The sequence below is a fragment of the Ligilactobacillus ceti DSM 22408 genome, assembly GCF_000423245.1.
In the GTDB taxonomy this organism is placed as follows: Bacteria; Bacillota; Bacilli; order Lactobacillales; family Lactobacillaceae; genus Ligilactobacillus; species Ligilactobacillus ceti.
The window spans coordinates 83,200-98,479 of record NZ_AUHP01000012.1; the positions used below are offsets into that span (position 1 = coordinate 83,200).

13 protein-coding genes are annotated in these 15,280 nt (G+C 33.9%); 5 read left to right on the forward strand and 8 right to left on the reverse strand.

Features of this window, described 5'->3' with window-relative positions; translation table 11 throughout:
• Positions 1-10 precede the first annotated feature (10 nt).
• Genes G540_RS0100840 through yycF form a run of 3 tightly spaced genes read right to left on the reverse strand, consistent with a single transcriptional unit; the run spans position 11 to position 3,973 of the window.
• Positions 11-1,369, reverse strand: a complete 1,359-nt coding sequence (locus tag G540_RS0100840; protein WP_027106450.1) for a hypothetical protein — start codon at positions 1,367-1,369, stop codon at positions 11-13.
• Entirely contained in the window at positions 1,359-3,224 is a 1,866-nt protein-coding gene (gene walK, locus G540_RS0100845) for a cell wall metabolism sensor histidine kinase WalK (RefSeq protein WP_027106451.1), read from the reverse strand. The genes G540_RS0100840 and walK overlap by 11 nt, the downstream gene beginning before the upstream one ends.
• A 38-nt stretch (positions 3,225-3,262) precedes the next feature.
• On the reverse strand, positions 3,263-3,973 hold the full coding sequence (gene yycF / locus G540_RS0100850; protein WP_027106452.1) for a response regulator YycF: 711 nt from the start codon (positions 3,971-3,973) through the stop codon (positions 3,263-3,265).
• A 200-nt stretch (positions 3,974-4,173) separates the two neighbouring features.
• Between yycF and G540_RS0100855 the strand changes: the two genes are divergently transcribed.
• Positions 4,174-4,701 (forward strand): acyl-CoA thioesterase, encoded by a 528-nt coding sequence (locus tag G540_RS0100855; protein ID WP_027106453.1) that lies wholly within the window; start codon positions 4,174-4,176, stop codon positions 4,699-4,701.
• A gap of 50 nt (positions 4,702-4,751) precedes the next feature.
• Here the strand turns inward: G540_RS0100855 and G540_RS0100860 are convergent, their stop codons facing one another.
• Positions 4,752-6,038, reverse strand: a complete 1,287-nt coding sequence (locus G540_RS0100860) for an adenylosuccinate synthase (protein ID WP_027106454.1) — start codon at positions 6,036-6,038, stop codon at positions 4,752-4,754.
• A gap of 269 nt (positions 6,039-6,307) precedes the next feature.
• Here G540_RS0100860 and G540_RS06800 point away from each other — a divergent pair, with 269 nt between their 5' ends.
• Positions 6,308-7,054 (forward strand): copper homeostasis protein CutC, encoded by a 747-nt coding sequence (locus G540_RS06800; RefSeq protein ID WP_051188904.1) that lies wholly within the window; start codon positions 6,308-6,310, stop codon positions 7,052-7,054.
• 266 nt (positions 7,055-7,320) lie between these two features.
• Here G540_RS06800 and dnaB read toward each other — a convergent pair whose 3' ends face one another.
• The 4 genes from dnaB to G540_RS0100885 all read right to left on the reverse strand — a co-directional run bounded on the left by dnaB (position 7,321) and on the right by G540_RS0100885 (position 12,104).
• A complete protein-coding gene (gene dnaB, locus G540_RS0100870) occupies positions 7,321-8,712 on the reverse strand; it encodes a replicative DNA helicase (RefSeq protein ID WP_027106455.1) in 1,392 nt (463 codons plus the stop codon).
• Between the two features lie 153 nt (positions 8,713-8,865).
• Positions 8,866-9,315 (reverse strand): 50S ribosomal protein L9, encoded by a 450-nt coding sequence (rplI, locus tag G540_RS0100875; protein WP_027106456.1) that lies wholly within the window; start codon positions 9,313-9,315, stop codon positions 8,866-8,868.
• A 15-nt stretch (positions 9,316-9,330) separates the two neighbouring features.
• The gene (locus G540_RS0100880; protein ID WP_027106457.1) at positions 9,331-11,361 is read right to left on the reverse strand and encodes a DHH family phosphoesterase; all 2,031 of its coding nucleotides are present in this window, start codon (positions 11,359-11,361) and stop codon (positions 9,331-9,333) included.
• A gap of 155 nt (positions 11,362-11,516) precedes the next feature.
• Entirely contained in the window at positions 11,517-12,104 is a 588-nt protein-coding gene (locus G540_RS0100885) for a histidine phosphatase family protein (protein WP_027106458.1), read from the reverse strand.
• A gap of 283 nt (positions 12,105-12,387) precedes the next feature.
• Here G540_RS0100885 and rbsK point away from each other — a divergent pair, with 283 nt between their 5' ends.
• From rbsK to fucP, 3 genes are all read left to right on the forward strand, one after another.
• Positions 12,388-13,308: a ribokinase gene (gene rbsK / locus G540_RS0100890; protein ID WP_027106459.1), complete on the forward strand. Its 921-nt coding sequence runs from the start codon at positions 12,388-12,390 to the stop codon at positions 13,306-13,308.
• A gap of 170 nt (positions 13,309-13,478) precedes the next feature.
• Complete coding sequence (gene rbsD / locus G540_RS0100895; RefSeq protein ID WP_027106460.1) at positions 13,479-13,874, forward strand: D-ribose pyranase; 396 nt, start codon at positions 13,479-13,481, stop codon at positions 13,872-13,874.
• Between the two features lie 32 nt (positions 13,875-13,906).
• Positions 13,907-15,256, forward strand: a complete 1,350-nt coding sequence (gene fucP / locus G540_RS0100900; RefSeq protein ID WP_035463444.1) for an L-fucose:H+ symporter permease — start codon at positions 13,907-13,909, stop codon at positions 15,254-15,256.
• Positions 15,257-15,280 lie beyond the last annotated feature (24 nt).

Below are 15,280 nucleotides of genomic sequence, written 5' to 3' on the forward strand. Positions count from 1 at the left end.
CCTCCTACCTTTACTCTGTGGTCACTTTAACAATTTCAGAACAATTTAACCAAATCCCATTATAATAAATAAAATACGTTGGTTCTAAATCAATAACTTCTTTCGTAGCTGCATTCGGTTTCCAAGAATAACCCATTTTAATATCAGTAATATTATCCAAAGTATATCCATACTGCGCTAAACGTTTTAAAACTTCTTTCGTAGCTACTAACTCGGTACTATTTTTTTGTGAAGGCACCGGAACTTGCAGTGTATATAATGAGAAATCTAACCGTAAACCACCATTTTTAATAGTTTGTAACTGATACGTACCATATAACCGATCAGAAATAATCGGCAAACCATTAATATAACTTCGATAAGCAATTACATGATTATGACTATTATATTCATCATATCTTAAATCATCTAACCCAATTCCCAAAGTAATTAATTTTTGTAAATCAAGTTCTAACATTTCTGTGAAATTAATTTTATTTTTTTCCATCACTTTTTTATCGTCATGATAATTTCTTTCATCATCATAATTAATATAAGAAACCATCCCTAGTTGATTATTAATAATCATGCGTTTATCCGTACCATCATAATAAACCATTTTACCCCGTTGTTCTTTAGATGAAATCAATGACGATCCATTAGCACCTAATAAACGAGTAATATAAATATCCGCACCTTGTTTTTCTAATAAATAACTATAATTTGGAACTTGGACTGCATTTTGATAATACATCACACAGCGCCCATCAATATCTTGCCAAGTAATTTGATTTTTTTGTAAATTTTTATCCTTAATAATCTTTTTCAACGCTTTTAAGTTTTGTTTTTCAATATGGACTTTTAACAACTGTAAATTATTTTCATCCAATAAATAAATTTCTGATTTTTTACTTTCATAAGGAATAACAATATGCATGATTTTCGGCAATTTTTTCACTGTAACTAAATCATTCACAAAAAGATTTTTGATCCATGATAAAGTAACTGGAGCAGAATAGTTTAACACAAGTGAATTTTTAATTTGCAAATAACTTTGATATTCTTTTTTGCTAACATTTTCAATGGCTAAATCTGTCATGTGCCATGTTTTGATACTTTTCAACACATTTTGCAACACATCGATTTTTTCACTCGTTAATTTATAACTAGCATTTCCTTTATTATCAACCAAACTCGTTGGCGAATAAACTAAATTACTCGATTTTTTCTTAATATTTTCATTATTGATATTTTTCTTTTGATTCTTTTTTTCAATTTGATAATGCCGTTGAATATAAATGGGATTTAACCATAAAAAACCAGACATCACAATACTAAATAAAACAGCAATCACTAACGCTAAATATAAGAGTACATTTCTAATTTTCATCCCAGAGATCCCCCTCATATTCTTGATATGGTAATGAAATATAGAAGGTTGATCCTTTTCCTTCAACACTATCGACCCAAATTTTACCACCATGTAATTCAATAACTTCTTTAGAAATAGCTAATCCTAACCCGGTCCCACCTTGAGCCCGCGAACGCGCCTTATCAACTCGGAAAAAGCGGTCAAAAACATGATTAATATCTTTTTTCGGAATTCCTAACCCTTGATCACTAATGCTTAAAATAACATGATTATGAGTTTCCAAGAGTCGACAAGTAATAACCCCACCATCGGGAGAATATTTAATCGCATTATTCATAATATTATCAATTACTCGAATAAATTTATCAGTATCTATATCTACCCACAATTCACGTTTAGTAAAATCACGCCGAATTGTATAATTTTTAGGTGCAACTTCCCGAATATCATTATTATCTTTTTCCAGCATCATATCAAAACGGTTCAAAATATAATTAAATAAACGATTTAAATTAACCAATTCTAAATCTAATTGTGTCCGACCGGCATCCATTCTAGATAAACTCAACAGATCAGAAATCAACCGCATCATCCGATCAGCTTCTTCTTGTGTTATTTGTAAAAAGGTTGGGGCTAATTTAGGATCTTGCCAGGCCCCATCATTTAACGCCTCTAAATAACTCTTCATACTTGTTAATGGTGTCCGTAATTCATGTGATACATTCGACACAAACTCACGCCGTTCTTCATCAATTTTTTGTTGTTCGGTAACATCATGCAAAACACATACTAAACCAGAAATAAACCCTGATTCCCGTTTAATTAATGAGAAATATGCTTGTAAAATTTGTTCTTGCTGCGGTGTGGATAAATCAATTAAAATTTCTTGTTGAATTTTCAATAAATCCCGCAAACTATATTGTGATTTCAATTGTAAAACATCTAAAATTGAACGTCCTAAAATTTCTTCTTCTTCCAAACCTAAATCAGCAATCGCCATATCGTTCGCGATAATAACATTCCCGCGGCGATCGGTCGCTAAAACACCATCTGACATATGCGCCAAAATCGAATCTAAACGCCGTCGTTCAGCTTCTGAAGATTCTTGCGCTTCTTCAACACGATCTGACAAGTCATTAACTGCTTGTGCCAAAAGCCCCAACTCATCATTACCATAAATCTTCACTTGGCCAGAATAATCTCCTCTAGCGATCCGCTCCGTTTGTTTTTTCATTTCATCAATCGGACTCGTAATCGCACTAGAAATTAAAATCGCTAAAACTAAGCCGATGACGGTTGCGATTAACGCAGCTGTCGCAAAAATAATCGTGATTTTATTAATAGAATCATAGACACTTTCTAAATTAGCGCGCAAATAAACAACACCAACTATTGTATTTGAATTCCCACTGGAACTAAAAAGCGGTGTAATTGAGATATAATAACGTTTATTGTCATTATGATCATATGTTGTTTTTGAATAAGGTCGCCCACTATAAATCACTTGACTTACTTCAGCGTTCGTCGATCTTTGTCCTACAATACTGCTATTATTAACAGCATTATCACCACGAATCGTACCTTTAGCATCAATAACTTGGATTTCTGCTGCGTTCGTATCATTCACATCTTCTAAAATTTCCTTAATTTTACGATTCGCAACTTTCGCATCCGTTTTTTCTAAATTTTCAATCAATGAATTATCGACATAAGTGGACAATTCAATCCGTTGCTTAAAAGTTTTTAAGTTATCGCTTTTTAATTGTTGCACAAAATAAGCCCCGACAATTTGCAACGTTAATAATAACAACATGGCAAACACGAGCGCTATTTTGAAATGGATGGATTGAAAGAAATTAACTCTTTTGTTCATATTGCGCAACTCTTTTCTTTCATGCCTTAAAATAAGACTTATTCTTCTTCTGGATTACGTAAATAGTATCCTACACCACGCCGAGTTACTAACCATTGTGGTTTACTTGGTGTATCTTCGATTTTTTCGCGTAAACGACGCACTGTAACATCAACGGTTCTCACATCGCCAAAATAATCATATCCCCAAACAGTTTGTAATAAGTGTTCTCTAGTCATCACTTGATTCAAATGTTGTGCTAAATAATATAATAATTCAAACTCACGATGTGTTAGTTCAATTTTTTCATCATATTTAGAAACAATATATGATTCAGGATGAATAATTAAATCACCTACTGTAATATCACGTGATTCTTCTTCCTCTTCTTTAGCGTTTTTCAAAGCTACTGTTTGGCGGCGTAAATTAGCTTTAACACGCGCTACTAATTCACGATTTGAAAAAGGTTTTGTTACATAGTCATCTGCGCCTAATTCCAAACCTAAGACTTTATCAATTTCAGAATCTTTCGCTGTGACCATAATAATTGGAATATCATGTGTCTTACGTACTTCTCTTGCTACTTCTAAACCATCAATTTTGGGTAACATTAAATCTAATAAAATTAAATCTGGTTCAAATTCTTCAACTTGTTCTAAAGCTTCTTCACCATCATAAGCTGTAGCGACTTCATAGCCTTCTTTGGTTAAATTATATTTAACAATATCAGAAATCGGTTTTTCATCATCTACCACTAAAATCTTTTTCATTGTTCTTCCTCCTTGGAATGCAATTAAGTTATGTATTTTTAGTTTTTCTTGATTATTTTCTAGACCTATACTCTCCTATTATAAACTATCTTATTTTCTATGCCAAACTTCCTTTAATTTTTTAAGATTCCAGAACCTTTCTCACTACTTTTTGTGCTACACTATTTTTAAATATACTTATACAAAGGAGCGCTCTCAACGTGTCTAATCAATCACAACCACAAATTGTCACTTGCCGACAAACCCTTTCTGTTACAAATCATCGTGTTTTAGCAAGTGATTTAAACCATCACGATACCGTTTATGGCGGTCGCTTACTCGAAATGTTAGACGGCACCGCATCAATTTCCGCATCACGTGCAGCCCGTGTTGATACTGTTACAGCATCACTTGATCAACTAAACTTTATTGCCCCTTATCAATTAGAAGATTCTTTTTGTATTGAAACTTATGTGAGTGGAATTGGGGGACGCTCATTAGAAGTTTTCGCAAAAATTATTGGAGAACATCTTGATTCTGGTGAACGCTATTTAGGTTTAACTGCATTTTTAACTTTTGTTATTCCTGAAAAAGGCATTCAATTACCTACGCTCCAACCTATCACAGCTGAAGAAAAAATGGTTTGTGCTGGTTTTTCTGATAGAAAAGCACAACGAATTGCTAATTTACAACGCCAAAAAGAATTCCAAGCCGGTTTATCATTAAAACATCCTTGGGATTTAAATTAATATTTCCCGGGAAATAAAAAAGCTAGCCCATAGGGCTAGCTTTTTTTGATTTATTTCCAAATATCTTGTAAAACGTTTGTTTGATTACGATCTGGACCAACTGAAAATGTTGAAATTTCCACACCAACTAATTCAGCAACACGTTTTAAGTAATTTTGAGCGCTAACTGGTAATTCATCTAATGTCTTACATGCTGTAATATCTTCTTCCCAACCTGGTAACACTTCATATACAGGTTTACATGCTTGTAATTCTTTCAAACTAGCAGGATAACGATCAATTACTTCACCATTCAATTCATATCCTGTACAAATTTTAACTTCTGGTAAACCACTTAAAACATCTAAACAGTTTAAACAAAGGTTTGTTAAACCAGAAACACGCGTTGCATGACGCATAACAACTGCATCAAACCAACCAATCCGACGTGGACGTTTCGTTACAGTTCCATATTCATGACCAATCTCACGAATACGATCACCTGTTGCATCAAATAATTCAGTTGGGAATGGACCATCACCTACACGCGATGTATAAGCTTTGCAGACACCCATTACTTTTTGCACTTTCGTTGGACCAACACCAGTCCCTGTTGTAACACCACCCGCAATTGGATTAGATGAAGTTACAAATGGATATGTTCCGTGATCAATATCTAACATAACCCCTTGAGCCCCTTCGAATAAAACATTTTTACCTTGGGCTAAGGCATCATTAATAATCACTGATGTATCAACAACATGTTTTTTCACTTCTTGACCATAAGCATAATATTCATCATAAATAGCTTGAAAATCAAGCGGTTCGATTCCATAAATTTTTGTGAAAAGTTCATTTTTTTCAGCAACATTTTGTTTTAATTTTTCATAAAATGTATCTTCTTCTAATAAATCAGCCATCCGAATACCGACACGTGCTGCTTTATCCATATAAGCTGGTCCAATACCTTTATTAGTTGTACCAATTTTATCAGCTTTTTTAGATTTTTCTTGTAAACCATCTAAAACAATATGATATGGCAAAATTAAATGCGCCCGATTCGAAATTCTTAAATTATCAGTCTTCACACCACGTTCATGTAAATAGTTTAATTCTTCCACTAATGATTTTGGATTAACAACAACACCATTTCCAATCACACTTAACTTATCAGCATAAAAAATACCTGATGGAATTAAACGTAATTTAAACGTTTCACCATTAAACACGATTGTATGACCTGCATTATCCCCACCTTGATAACGTGAAATAACATCGGCTTTTTGACTTAAGAAATCAGTAATTTTACCTTTCCCTTCGTCGCCCCATTGACTACCTACTACTACGATTGATGACATCTAAGCTTCACCTCATATTTATTTAACAAGCTTACCTTGTTTTATCTATTTTGTTTTTTTCAACAACAATTTCATTTTAACAAACCTATATCAAAATTTCAAACTAAAAACGAATATTTTTAATTAGATTTGTTTTTACCTGGATAATAACCGAACTTTATACCTTAAAAATAAACATTACACAATTAAAAACTAACTTAACTATGCTTTTTGCTAATTTTTATTTATAATTTAACTTAACAAGTAACTTACCAAAGGATGATTACAATATGATTTATACCGAACTTTGCATCCAAGATTTCGCGGGTGCTCAAATCGCAGCCAATAATGGTTTTAATTCTGTAGAAATTAACTCAGCACTCTTTTTAGGCGGTCTAACGCCTTCTTTAGGTCTAGTACAAGAAATTTGTTCGCAATTTCCTGATTTAGATAAAATGGCCATGTTACGCAATCGAGGTGCTGGTTTTTGTTACTCAGATTCTGAATTCCAAACACTTTGTCGTGATTTAGACTTATTTTTAAAAACAGATTTAACTGGAATTGTATTTGGTTTTTTACTCCCTAATGGACAAATCGATCAAGTTAAAACTGCTTTTTTCGTCAATAAAATTCATGCTGCAGGTAAAAAAGCCATCTTTCACCGCGCTTTTGATAACACACCAGATCCACAACAAGCACTCCAAACTTTAATTGATTTAAACGTCGATCGTGTCTTATCAAGCGGTCAGCAACCAACTGCTATTGCCGGTGCACCTTTATTAGCGGATTTAATCAATAAGTATCAATCTCAAATCGAAATCATTTGTGGCTCTGGTTTAAACGCCGCTAACATTGCATCCTTTATTCAAACAACACATGCTCAATTCGTTCATAGCACATGCAAAAACATTAGTTCTGATCCTACCACAACTCTGAACGTTAGTTATGCTTATTTACCCACAATGAACTCGGGTGATTTTTTATCCACAGACCCAAATCAAGCTCGAGATTTTATTAACAATGTGCATAAATTATAAAAACAACACCCTCTCATTCACATTTTATAAGTAAATAAATAACCTTACTAATCTTGCTGTTTTATTTATTTTTTACCAAAACCCTACTACCATCGTTTTCAAACGCTTTACAAATAATCGGATTCTTATAAGCATATAACTTGCGTAATTATTCTCTTCGTTGTAAAATACTAACATAATAATTAATTCCCTAGATTAATTATTATATCTTTTTTAAAATATGATCCCAAAAAAGCGCTGAACAACTTTGTTGTTCAGCGCTTTTTTTAATTTGGTTCAGGTGCATAAGAAATATTAGAAAATTTATTATATGATTTGATAAATAATAATTTAACAGTTCCGCGAGCTCCCGAACGGTTTTTTTCAATAATTAATTCTACTTCACCAACATCTTGATCCATCGGTTCTTTCTTTTGACCATCTTCATCATCGTCACCTTCTTGATCACGATCATAATAATCATCACGATAGAGAAACGCTACAATATCAGCATCTTGTTCAATCGAACCCGATTCCCGGATATCTGATAACACCGGACGTTTATCTTGTCGTTGTTCTACACCACGTGATAACTGTGATAAGGCAATAATCGGAACAGATAATTCTTTCGCTAATTTTTTCAATTGCCGTGAAATTTCAGACACTTCTTGTTGACGACTTTCTTTATTAGAACCTTCAATCAATTGTAAATAATCAATAACAATTAATCCTAAATTCTTTTGTTCTTTCGCTAAACGGCGACATTTAGCACGAATTTGAGCCATTTTAATCCCCGGTGTATCATCAATAAAAATAGATGTAGATGATAAAGATCCGATAGCCACAATTAAATTATGCCATTCATCTTCTGTTAATTGACCCGTTCGCAAATGATTAGCGTTGATCGACCCTTCTGAACATAACATCCGATTAACTAACGATTCCGCACTCATTTCTAAAGAAAAGACCGCCACAGTCTGATCTGTTTTCGTACCAACATTTTGCGCAATATTCAACGCAAAAGCCGTTTTACCAACAGCAGGACGGGCCGCTAAAATAATTAAATTATCAGGTTGCAAGCCGGCTGTCATCATATCTAAATCATGATATCCCGTTGGTAACCCTGTAATATCTTCATGTTCTTGAGCTAATTTATCAATATCATCTAAAGTTGTTTCTAAAACTTGACCAATCGCTTTAAACCCACTCACATTGCGACGTTCAGAAACATTCATAATTTGCCGTTCTGCATCATCTAACAAACCAGCGACATCATCGTCTTGATTATTGGCTTGCGTAATAATATTAGTCGCTGCACTAATTAACCCTCGTAACATCGACTTTTCTTGCACGATTTTAGCATAATAACCAACATTAGCAGCAGTTGGTACCGAACTAGCTAATTCAGCAATATAGGAGATTCCACCAACATCTTCTAGTTGATCATTCGCAGTCAGACGGTTTTGGACAGTGATAACATCGATTCCTTCACTATCATCATTTAAATCCACCATTGTTTGGAACAACAATTGGTGGGCGCGTCGATAAAAATCACTAGCTTGAATATGTTCCGACGCATCAGCGAGCGCTTCATTACTTAAGAAAATCGCACCTAAAACAGCTTGTTCAGCTTCAATATTTTGCGGTGGAAGATTTTCCATCAACATCTCATTGTTCAATCTGCCGCCCTCTCTTTCGTTTTTTATTATTCTATTATTTTACCACATAACATCCTTCTTTTAGCTTAAAAATGTTTGAATAAATAAAACTTGATGCATCATCCCACAAAAAAAGACAGATACTTTTTTTAAAGTATCTGCCCTTTATTAATACTATTTTTCAGAAATATGCACGCGAATTGTGGCAACCACATCATTATGCAATTTTACAGGAACGTTGCGGTATCCCATAGCTTTAATCGGTTCTTCTAAATCAATTTTACGTTTATCAAGCTTCACATTATGTTGTGCTTTCAAACCGTCAGCAATTTGTTTGCTTGTAATTGATCCAAATAAACGACCATCTGTTCCGGATTTCGCTGTTAATTCCACAACCATCTCGCCTGATTCTAATTCCTTTTTCAATTCTTTAGCTTCGGCAAGAAGTTCAGCTTCATGTTTAGCTTCTGCTCGTTGTTGTGCTCGTAATTGAGACATCGCATTAGCATCAGCTTTCTTAGCTTGCTTATTCTTAATTAAGAAATTTGCAAAACCATCAGGAATTTCCTTCACTTCACCGCGACGACCTTTGCCGCGTACATCTTGGGTAAAAATAACTTTCATCCTGCATTCCTCCTACTAATCAGTATTACTATCATTCTGATGCTCTTCCTTTAAAATTGCAAGTAATTTCTCTTTTGCTTCTAAAATAGTCATATCAGATAATTGTGTAGCTGCATTGGAAAGATGGCCACCACCACCTAATTTTTCCATTACCAATTGTACATTGAACTCACCGTTACTCCGCGCTGAAATCCCAATCTGACCATTCCGCCGTTGTGTAATTACGTAAGAAGCAACAACACCACTAACAGTTAACAATGAATCAGCCGCTTGCGCAGCAGATACCGGATCATAATCTGTATTTTCTTCGCCTGCACAGATTGCACTAATTTGTTTTTTACCATAAAACTCGACTAAATCAATTAAATGATTTCTTTGCATATAACTTTCAACGTTTTCTTTCATAAAATGACGTAACATTTCAGGATCGGCGCCAACCGATAATAAATAGCTCGCCGCATCAAAAGTCCGCGTTCCCGTTCTTAACGAGAAGGATTGCGTATCAACTGTAATCCCAGCTAACATTGCTGTTGCATCTAATTTAGTTACTGGTTCTTTACTTGTCGTTTGATATTCAAATAGCTCTGTAATTAATTCGCAAGCCGAACTAGCATAAGGCTCAATATATACCAAGACCGGATTTTCCGGAAATTCTTCTGCTCGGCGGTGGTGATCAATAATCACAACGTTATTTTTCATTGTTTCATAAATCTCTGGATTAATTGAAATTGATGGTTTCGAATGGTCCACCATAATTAACAAACTATTTTTAGTAGCTTTTTCAAGTGCATCTTCAGCCGAAATGAAATCTCGTTTCATTTCTGGATGTCGTTTGACTTCATCCATCAAACGTTGAATATCTGAATGTAAATGATTTTCATCCATCACAATCCAACATTGCTTATCATTCATCTTACAAATTCTACGAACACCTAAACAAGCTCCAATCGCATCCATATCAGGACGCGCATGTCCAATTACAATTACTTGATCAGCTTTAGTAATAATTTCTTGTAACGCTTGCGAAATCATCCGGGCACGGACGCGAGTTCTTTTAGCCATCGGATTTGTTTTTCCACCATAATAACGTGATTTTCCACCAATTTCACAAACAACAACTTGATCGCCACCTCGACCTAACGCTAAATCTAAATTACTTTGCATTAATTTCGATAATTCCGTTAAATCATCGACCCCGTAGGCAATCCCCATACTGAGGGTAATCGGATAATTTTGTTTTGTGGTTGCTTCACGAATTTTATCAAGAATCGTAAATTTATCATTTTCCATTCGTGTTAAAGCTTGGCGATAACCTAATAATAAGAAATGATCATCATCAAGTCGTTTTAAATAGCAGCGATATTCTCGTGCCCAATCAGACAAAACATTTGTAATATAATTATTTAAATTGGAAATAGTTTCATCATCCATAGTTTTAGTAACTTCATCATAGTTATCTAAGAAAATTTGCCCTAAAACTAGACGTGTATTTTGATATTTTTCTTCGATATTGACCGATGTTGTTACATCTAACAAATAGACCGCGTTAATATCACTTTGAATTAATAATTCAAAGTGTGCATCATTCCACGTCACTTCTGTAATTTTCTTGTTTTCCCAACATTCATTAACTAACATTCCTAATTGTTTATCAACCGCTGTTAGTTCGCGACCAATTAGATCTTCTTTACCAAAATATTTTTGTAGATAAGGGTTAACCCATTGAATTTCTTTTTGATCATTTAAAAAGATAATACCTATCGGCATGCGGATTAATGCATCTTGTTCACCACGTTTAATCCGATACGATAAATCTGATATGTATTCATTCGTATCATCGGTAATTTTAGCTAAGGTTCTAAAAGAAAATCCTAAAATAATTGCCGTGACAAAAATTAAAATCAATCCTAATATCCAATCAATTGTAAAAGCTAAAACGACACCAACTAAAGCCAATAATCCTAAAAAGATGGCTAGTAAACGTAGGCGTTCATTGTGCAAAAAATCTGGCATTTGCCGCTTTTCTTCCACAGTTTGTTTTTTCATACACTTTTTCTCCATAACTTTATCAAGAACTTATTTTTAATTTTTTATTAACTCCTTATATTTTACCATAATTTTCTTAATTCTTAATTGCTTTTATCAAAGTCAGACCAATATCACAAAAACGCCCTAACATTTCGTTAGAGCGTTCCTTTTTTCTATTCTGCAGGATTAATAATTTCTTCCAGCTTAAATTCTTTCGTTGAAACTCGATAAGAGTATTTAAAAATGACACCTTTGAAAATTTTAGCTTCCGGATCAATTTCAATATCTTCCATCCAGCTTTCACGTGCTAATAATGACGCTACTAAACTATGACTAATTACTAAAACTTCATCATTACCTTTTTTATCCATAATATCGCGACAAACACGCATAATTCTACGTGATGCTTCTCGACCACTTTCACCGCCACATTCGGCAAAGTAATTCATAATTTCATCATATGGCATTTCTGGATAACCAATTTTTTCAAAATGTGTGCCTTCTAGTGTTCCAAAGTACATTTCATTTAATGCTAATAATTTTTTATAATTGGAACGTGAAATAATTTCAGCGGTTTCAATTGCTCGTCGTGTATACGAACAAAACGTTGCATCAAAATTACGTTCTTTCAAGACTTCATAAGCTTGCTTGGCTTGATCTATTCCTTTGTTTGTTAAAGGTGAATCACACCAACCTTGCATCCGGTGAAGTTCATCAAATAATGTTTCGCCGCAACACATCATATACATTGTTTTTTTCATCTTTTTTCAATCCACCTTTTAATATAAATGTATTATTTTTAATTTTTTCGTGCAGTTTCGGAATATACTCTTATTATACAAAACACCTTTAATTTTACCTAACAAATTGCACTCAACTTATTTAATTTTTCTAGAAAAAATGTTGAAATCGTTTTCCGTTGGTGTTATTATTAACTTGCTTTTAAGAGGTAAATGAAATCGGTCTACGGTAAAACGTTTTACCAAATTAAAAAGTTTATTTTATTACTCATTTATGGATAGTTTAAGAAAGGTGGATATTGAGATGCCAAATCGCGTTACCGTTTTAGGTAGTATGAATGTTGACACAACATATCAAATCGAAAGAATGCCCCAACCAGGAGAAACACTTGCAACAACTAACAAGAGTTCTGCTGCTGGTGGTAAAGGAGCTAACCAAGCAGTGGCCGCAGTTCGTGCAGGCGCTACAACTGCTTTTATCGGAAAAGTTGGTAAAGATAGTTCAGGAGAATTCATGATTGAATCTCTTAATGAAAACAATATCGATACAACAAATATTTCTGTGGATCCTTTAGTTGGTACTGGTTCTGCTGCTATTATGTTAGATGCTAATGGTCAAAATAGTATTTTAGTCTATGGTGGTGCTAATCATAAACTTAGCCCTGCTGATATTGAAAATGCTGCTGAAACTATTAAAAATTCTGACTTCTTAGTTTCACAATTTGAAACACCTCAAGATGCTACTTTAGCAGCTTTCAAAATTGCTAAAGAAAATGATGTCTTAACTGTTTTAAACCCTGCTCCAGCTAGTGAAATCGATCATGAATTATTAAAATATACTGATTTAATTATTCCAAACGAAACCGAAAGCGAACTTTTAACAGGGATTAAAATTACTGATGAAGCATCCATGTTAGAAACAGCTGCTCATTTCAAAAAATTAGGTGCCAAAAACTTAATTATTACAATCGGATCTAAAGGTGCGTTCTACGTTCACGAAGATGAATATGAAATGGTTCCTGCTTTCAAAGTTAAAGCCGTAGATACAACAGCTGCTGGCGATACTTTCATCGGAGCATTAACATCTCAATTAAAAACTGATTTTTCAAACCTTAAAGATGCGCTAGTTTATGCACAACGCTCTTCATCAATTACTGTTCAAGGTTTAGGTGCTATGCCATCCATCCCAACTTATGATGAAGTAATGGCCGCATCCCGTAAGTAATTTACCTAACGTTTCCAATCTTCATCCAGCCAAAACATGAAGATTATTTAAATTTTATATAGAAGCTGTCTTCAGCCAAACTCAGCTTCTATATATTTTTAAATCATTTTTGATAATTAAGATTTTTTATTTTATCTATAATTAAATAAATACCTAAAGGAGTTTTCAAAATGAAAAAAAGTGGTGTTATTAATTCAGAAGTCTCAGCAGTTATTTCCAACCTCGGTCATATGGACTGGTTGTCCATTGGTGATGCTGGTATGCCTTGCCCATTAACAACCAAGAAAATTGATTTAGCAGTTTCGCGCCAACTTCCTAGTTTCATCGATGTTTTAACAAATGTTTTAACTGAAATGGAAGTCGAAAAAATTTACCTAGCCGAAGAAATCAAAACAATCAATCCCGACCAATTAGCTCAAATCAAAAAAGTTTTACCTGGAATCGAAATCGTTTTCGTTCCACACAGCCAATTAAAACAAGATTTGAACAAAACTCATGCATTTATTCGTACTGGAGAAATGTCTCCATATTCAAACATTATTTTACAAAGCGGCGTTACATTTTAATTCTGAATTAATTATTTAAAGGGGAAATCAATATGTTTAAAAATAAAAGCTACAAACAGTTATCTGACGGTTATCTTAGCAAAACACCTCTCATGCAATTTTTAGTAATTTGTATGATTTTTCCACTTTGGGGTGCAGCAGCTAGTTTAAATGATATTTTAATTACACAATTTAAAACTGTTTTCACACTTAACGATACAGCAACAGCCTTTGTTCAAAGCGCTTTTTATGGTGCTTATTTCCTAATTGCTATTCCTGCTTCTATTATCATTAAGAAAAAAAGTTATAAATTTGCAATTTTAACTGGTTTAACATTTTATATTGTAGGTTGTGGGATGTTTTTCCCAGCTAGCAAAGTGGCAACTTACAGCATGTTCTTAGTCGCAATTTTCGCGGTTGCTGTTGGTTTAAGTTTCTTAGAAACATCATGTGATACTTACGCTTCCATGCTTGGACCTAAAGAATATGCGAACCGTCGTTTAAACTTTGCCCAAACTTTAGTTCCACTTGGTGATATTTTAGGGATTGTTTTAGGTAAATACTTCATCTTTTCTGGTGGTGGTAACTTAGCAAATACAATGGCTAAAATGAGTCCAGCTGAAGCTGAAGCTTATGGTCAAAAAATGTTACAACTAACATTAAAACCTTATAAATTTATTTTAGTAATTTTAGTAATTGTTTTCCTAATCTTAGCTTTCACTGATATGCCAAAAGCAAAAGCTTTCTCAGTAGATAAAGATGGTAATTCTGTTGAAGAAGAAAAACCTTCTATGAAAGAAACACTCCATTACCTTTTAGGTAACCGTCGTTTCAAAAAAGGTGTTTTCGCTCAATTTATGTATGTTGGTATGCAAACTGCCGTCTGGTCTTTCACAATTCGTTTAGCACTTCAATTAGACAAACATATGCCAGATAGCATCGCTGCAAACTTTATGATTATTAGTTACGCTGCTTGGTTTGTTGGTAAACTAGTCGCTAACTACTTGATGAATCGTTACTCAATTACAAAAGTCTTAACATACTACTCATTCTTAGGGATGATTGCCTTAATTATTACTTTTGCAATTCCAAATATGATCGCAATTTATGCAGCCATCGCAACAAGTTTCTTCTTTGGACCTTGTTGGCCAACAATTTACGCACATACACTTGATACCGTGGAAGAAAAACAATATACAGAAACAGCCGGTGCCTTTATCGTAATGGCTATTGTGGGTGGTGCTGTTATGCCCGCAATCCAAGGTATTGTATCTGACTTAACACACTCATTACAATTCTCATTTATCGTCCCAGCAATTTGTTTTGCAGCTGTAGCTTTCTACTTTTTATCAGAACATCGTTACGAAACAAAAATGGCTGCTGTATCTGCAAACAATAAATAATAATTACTCGAAAAGAAGCTTAGC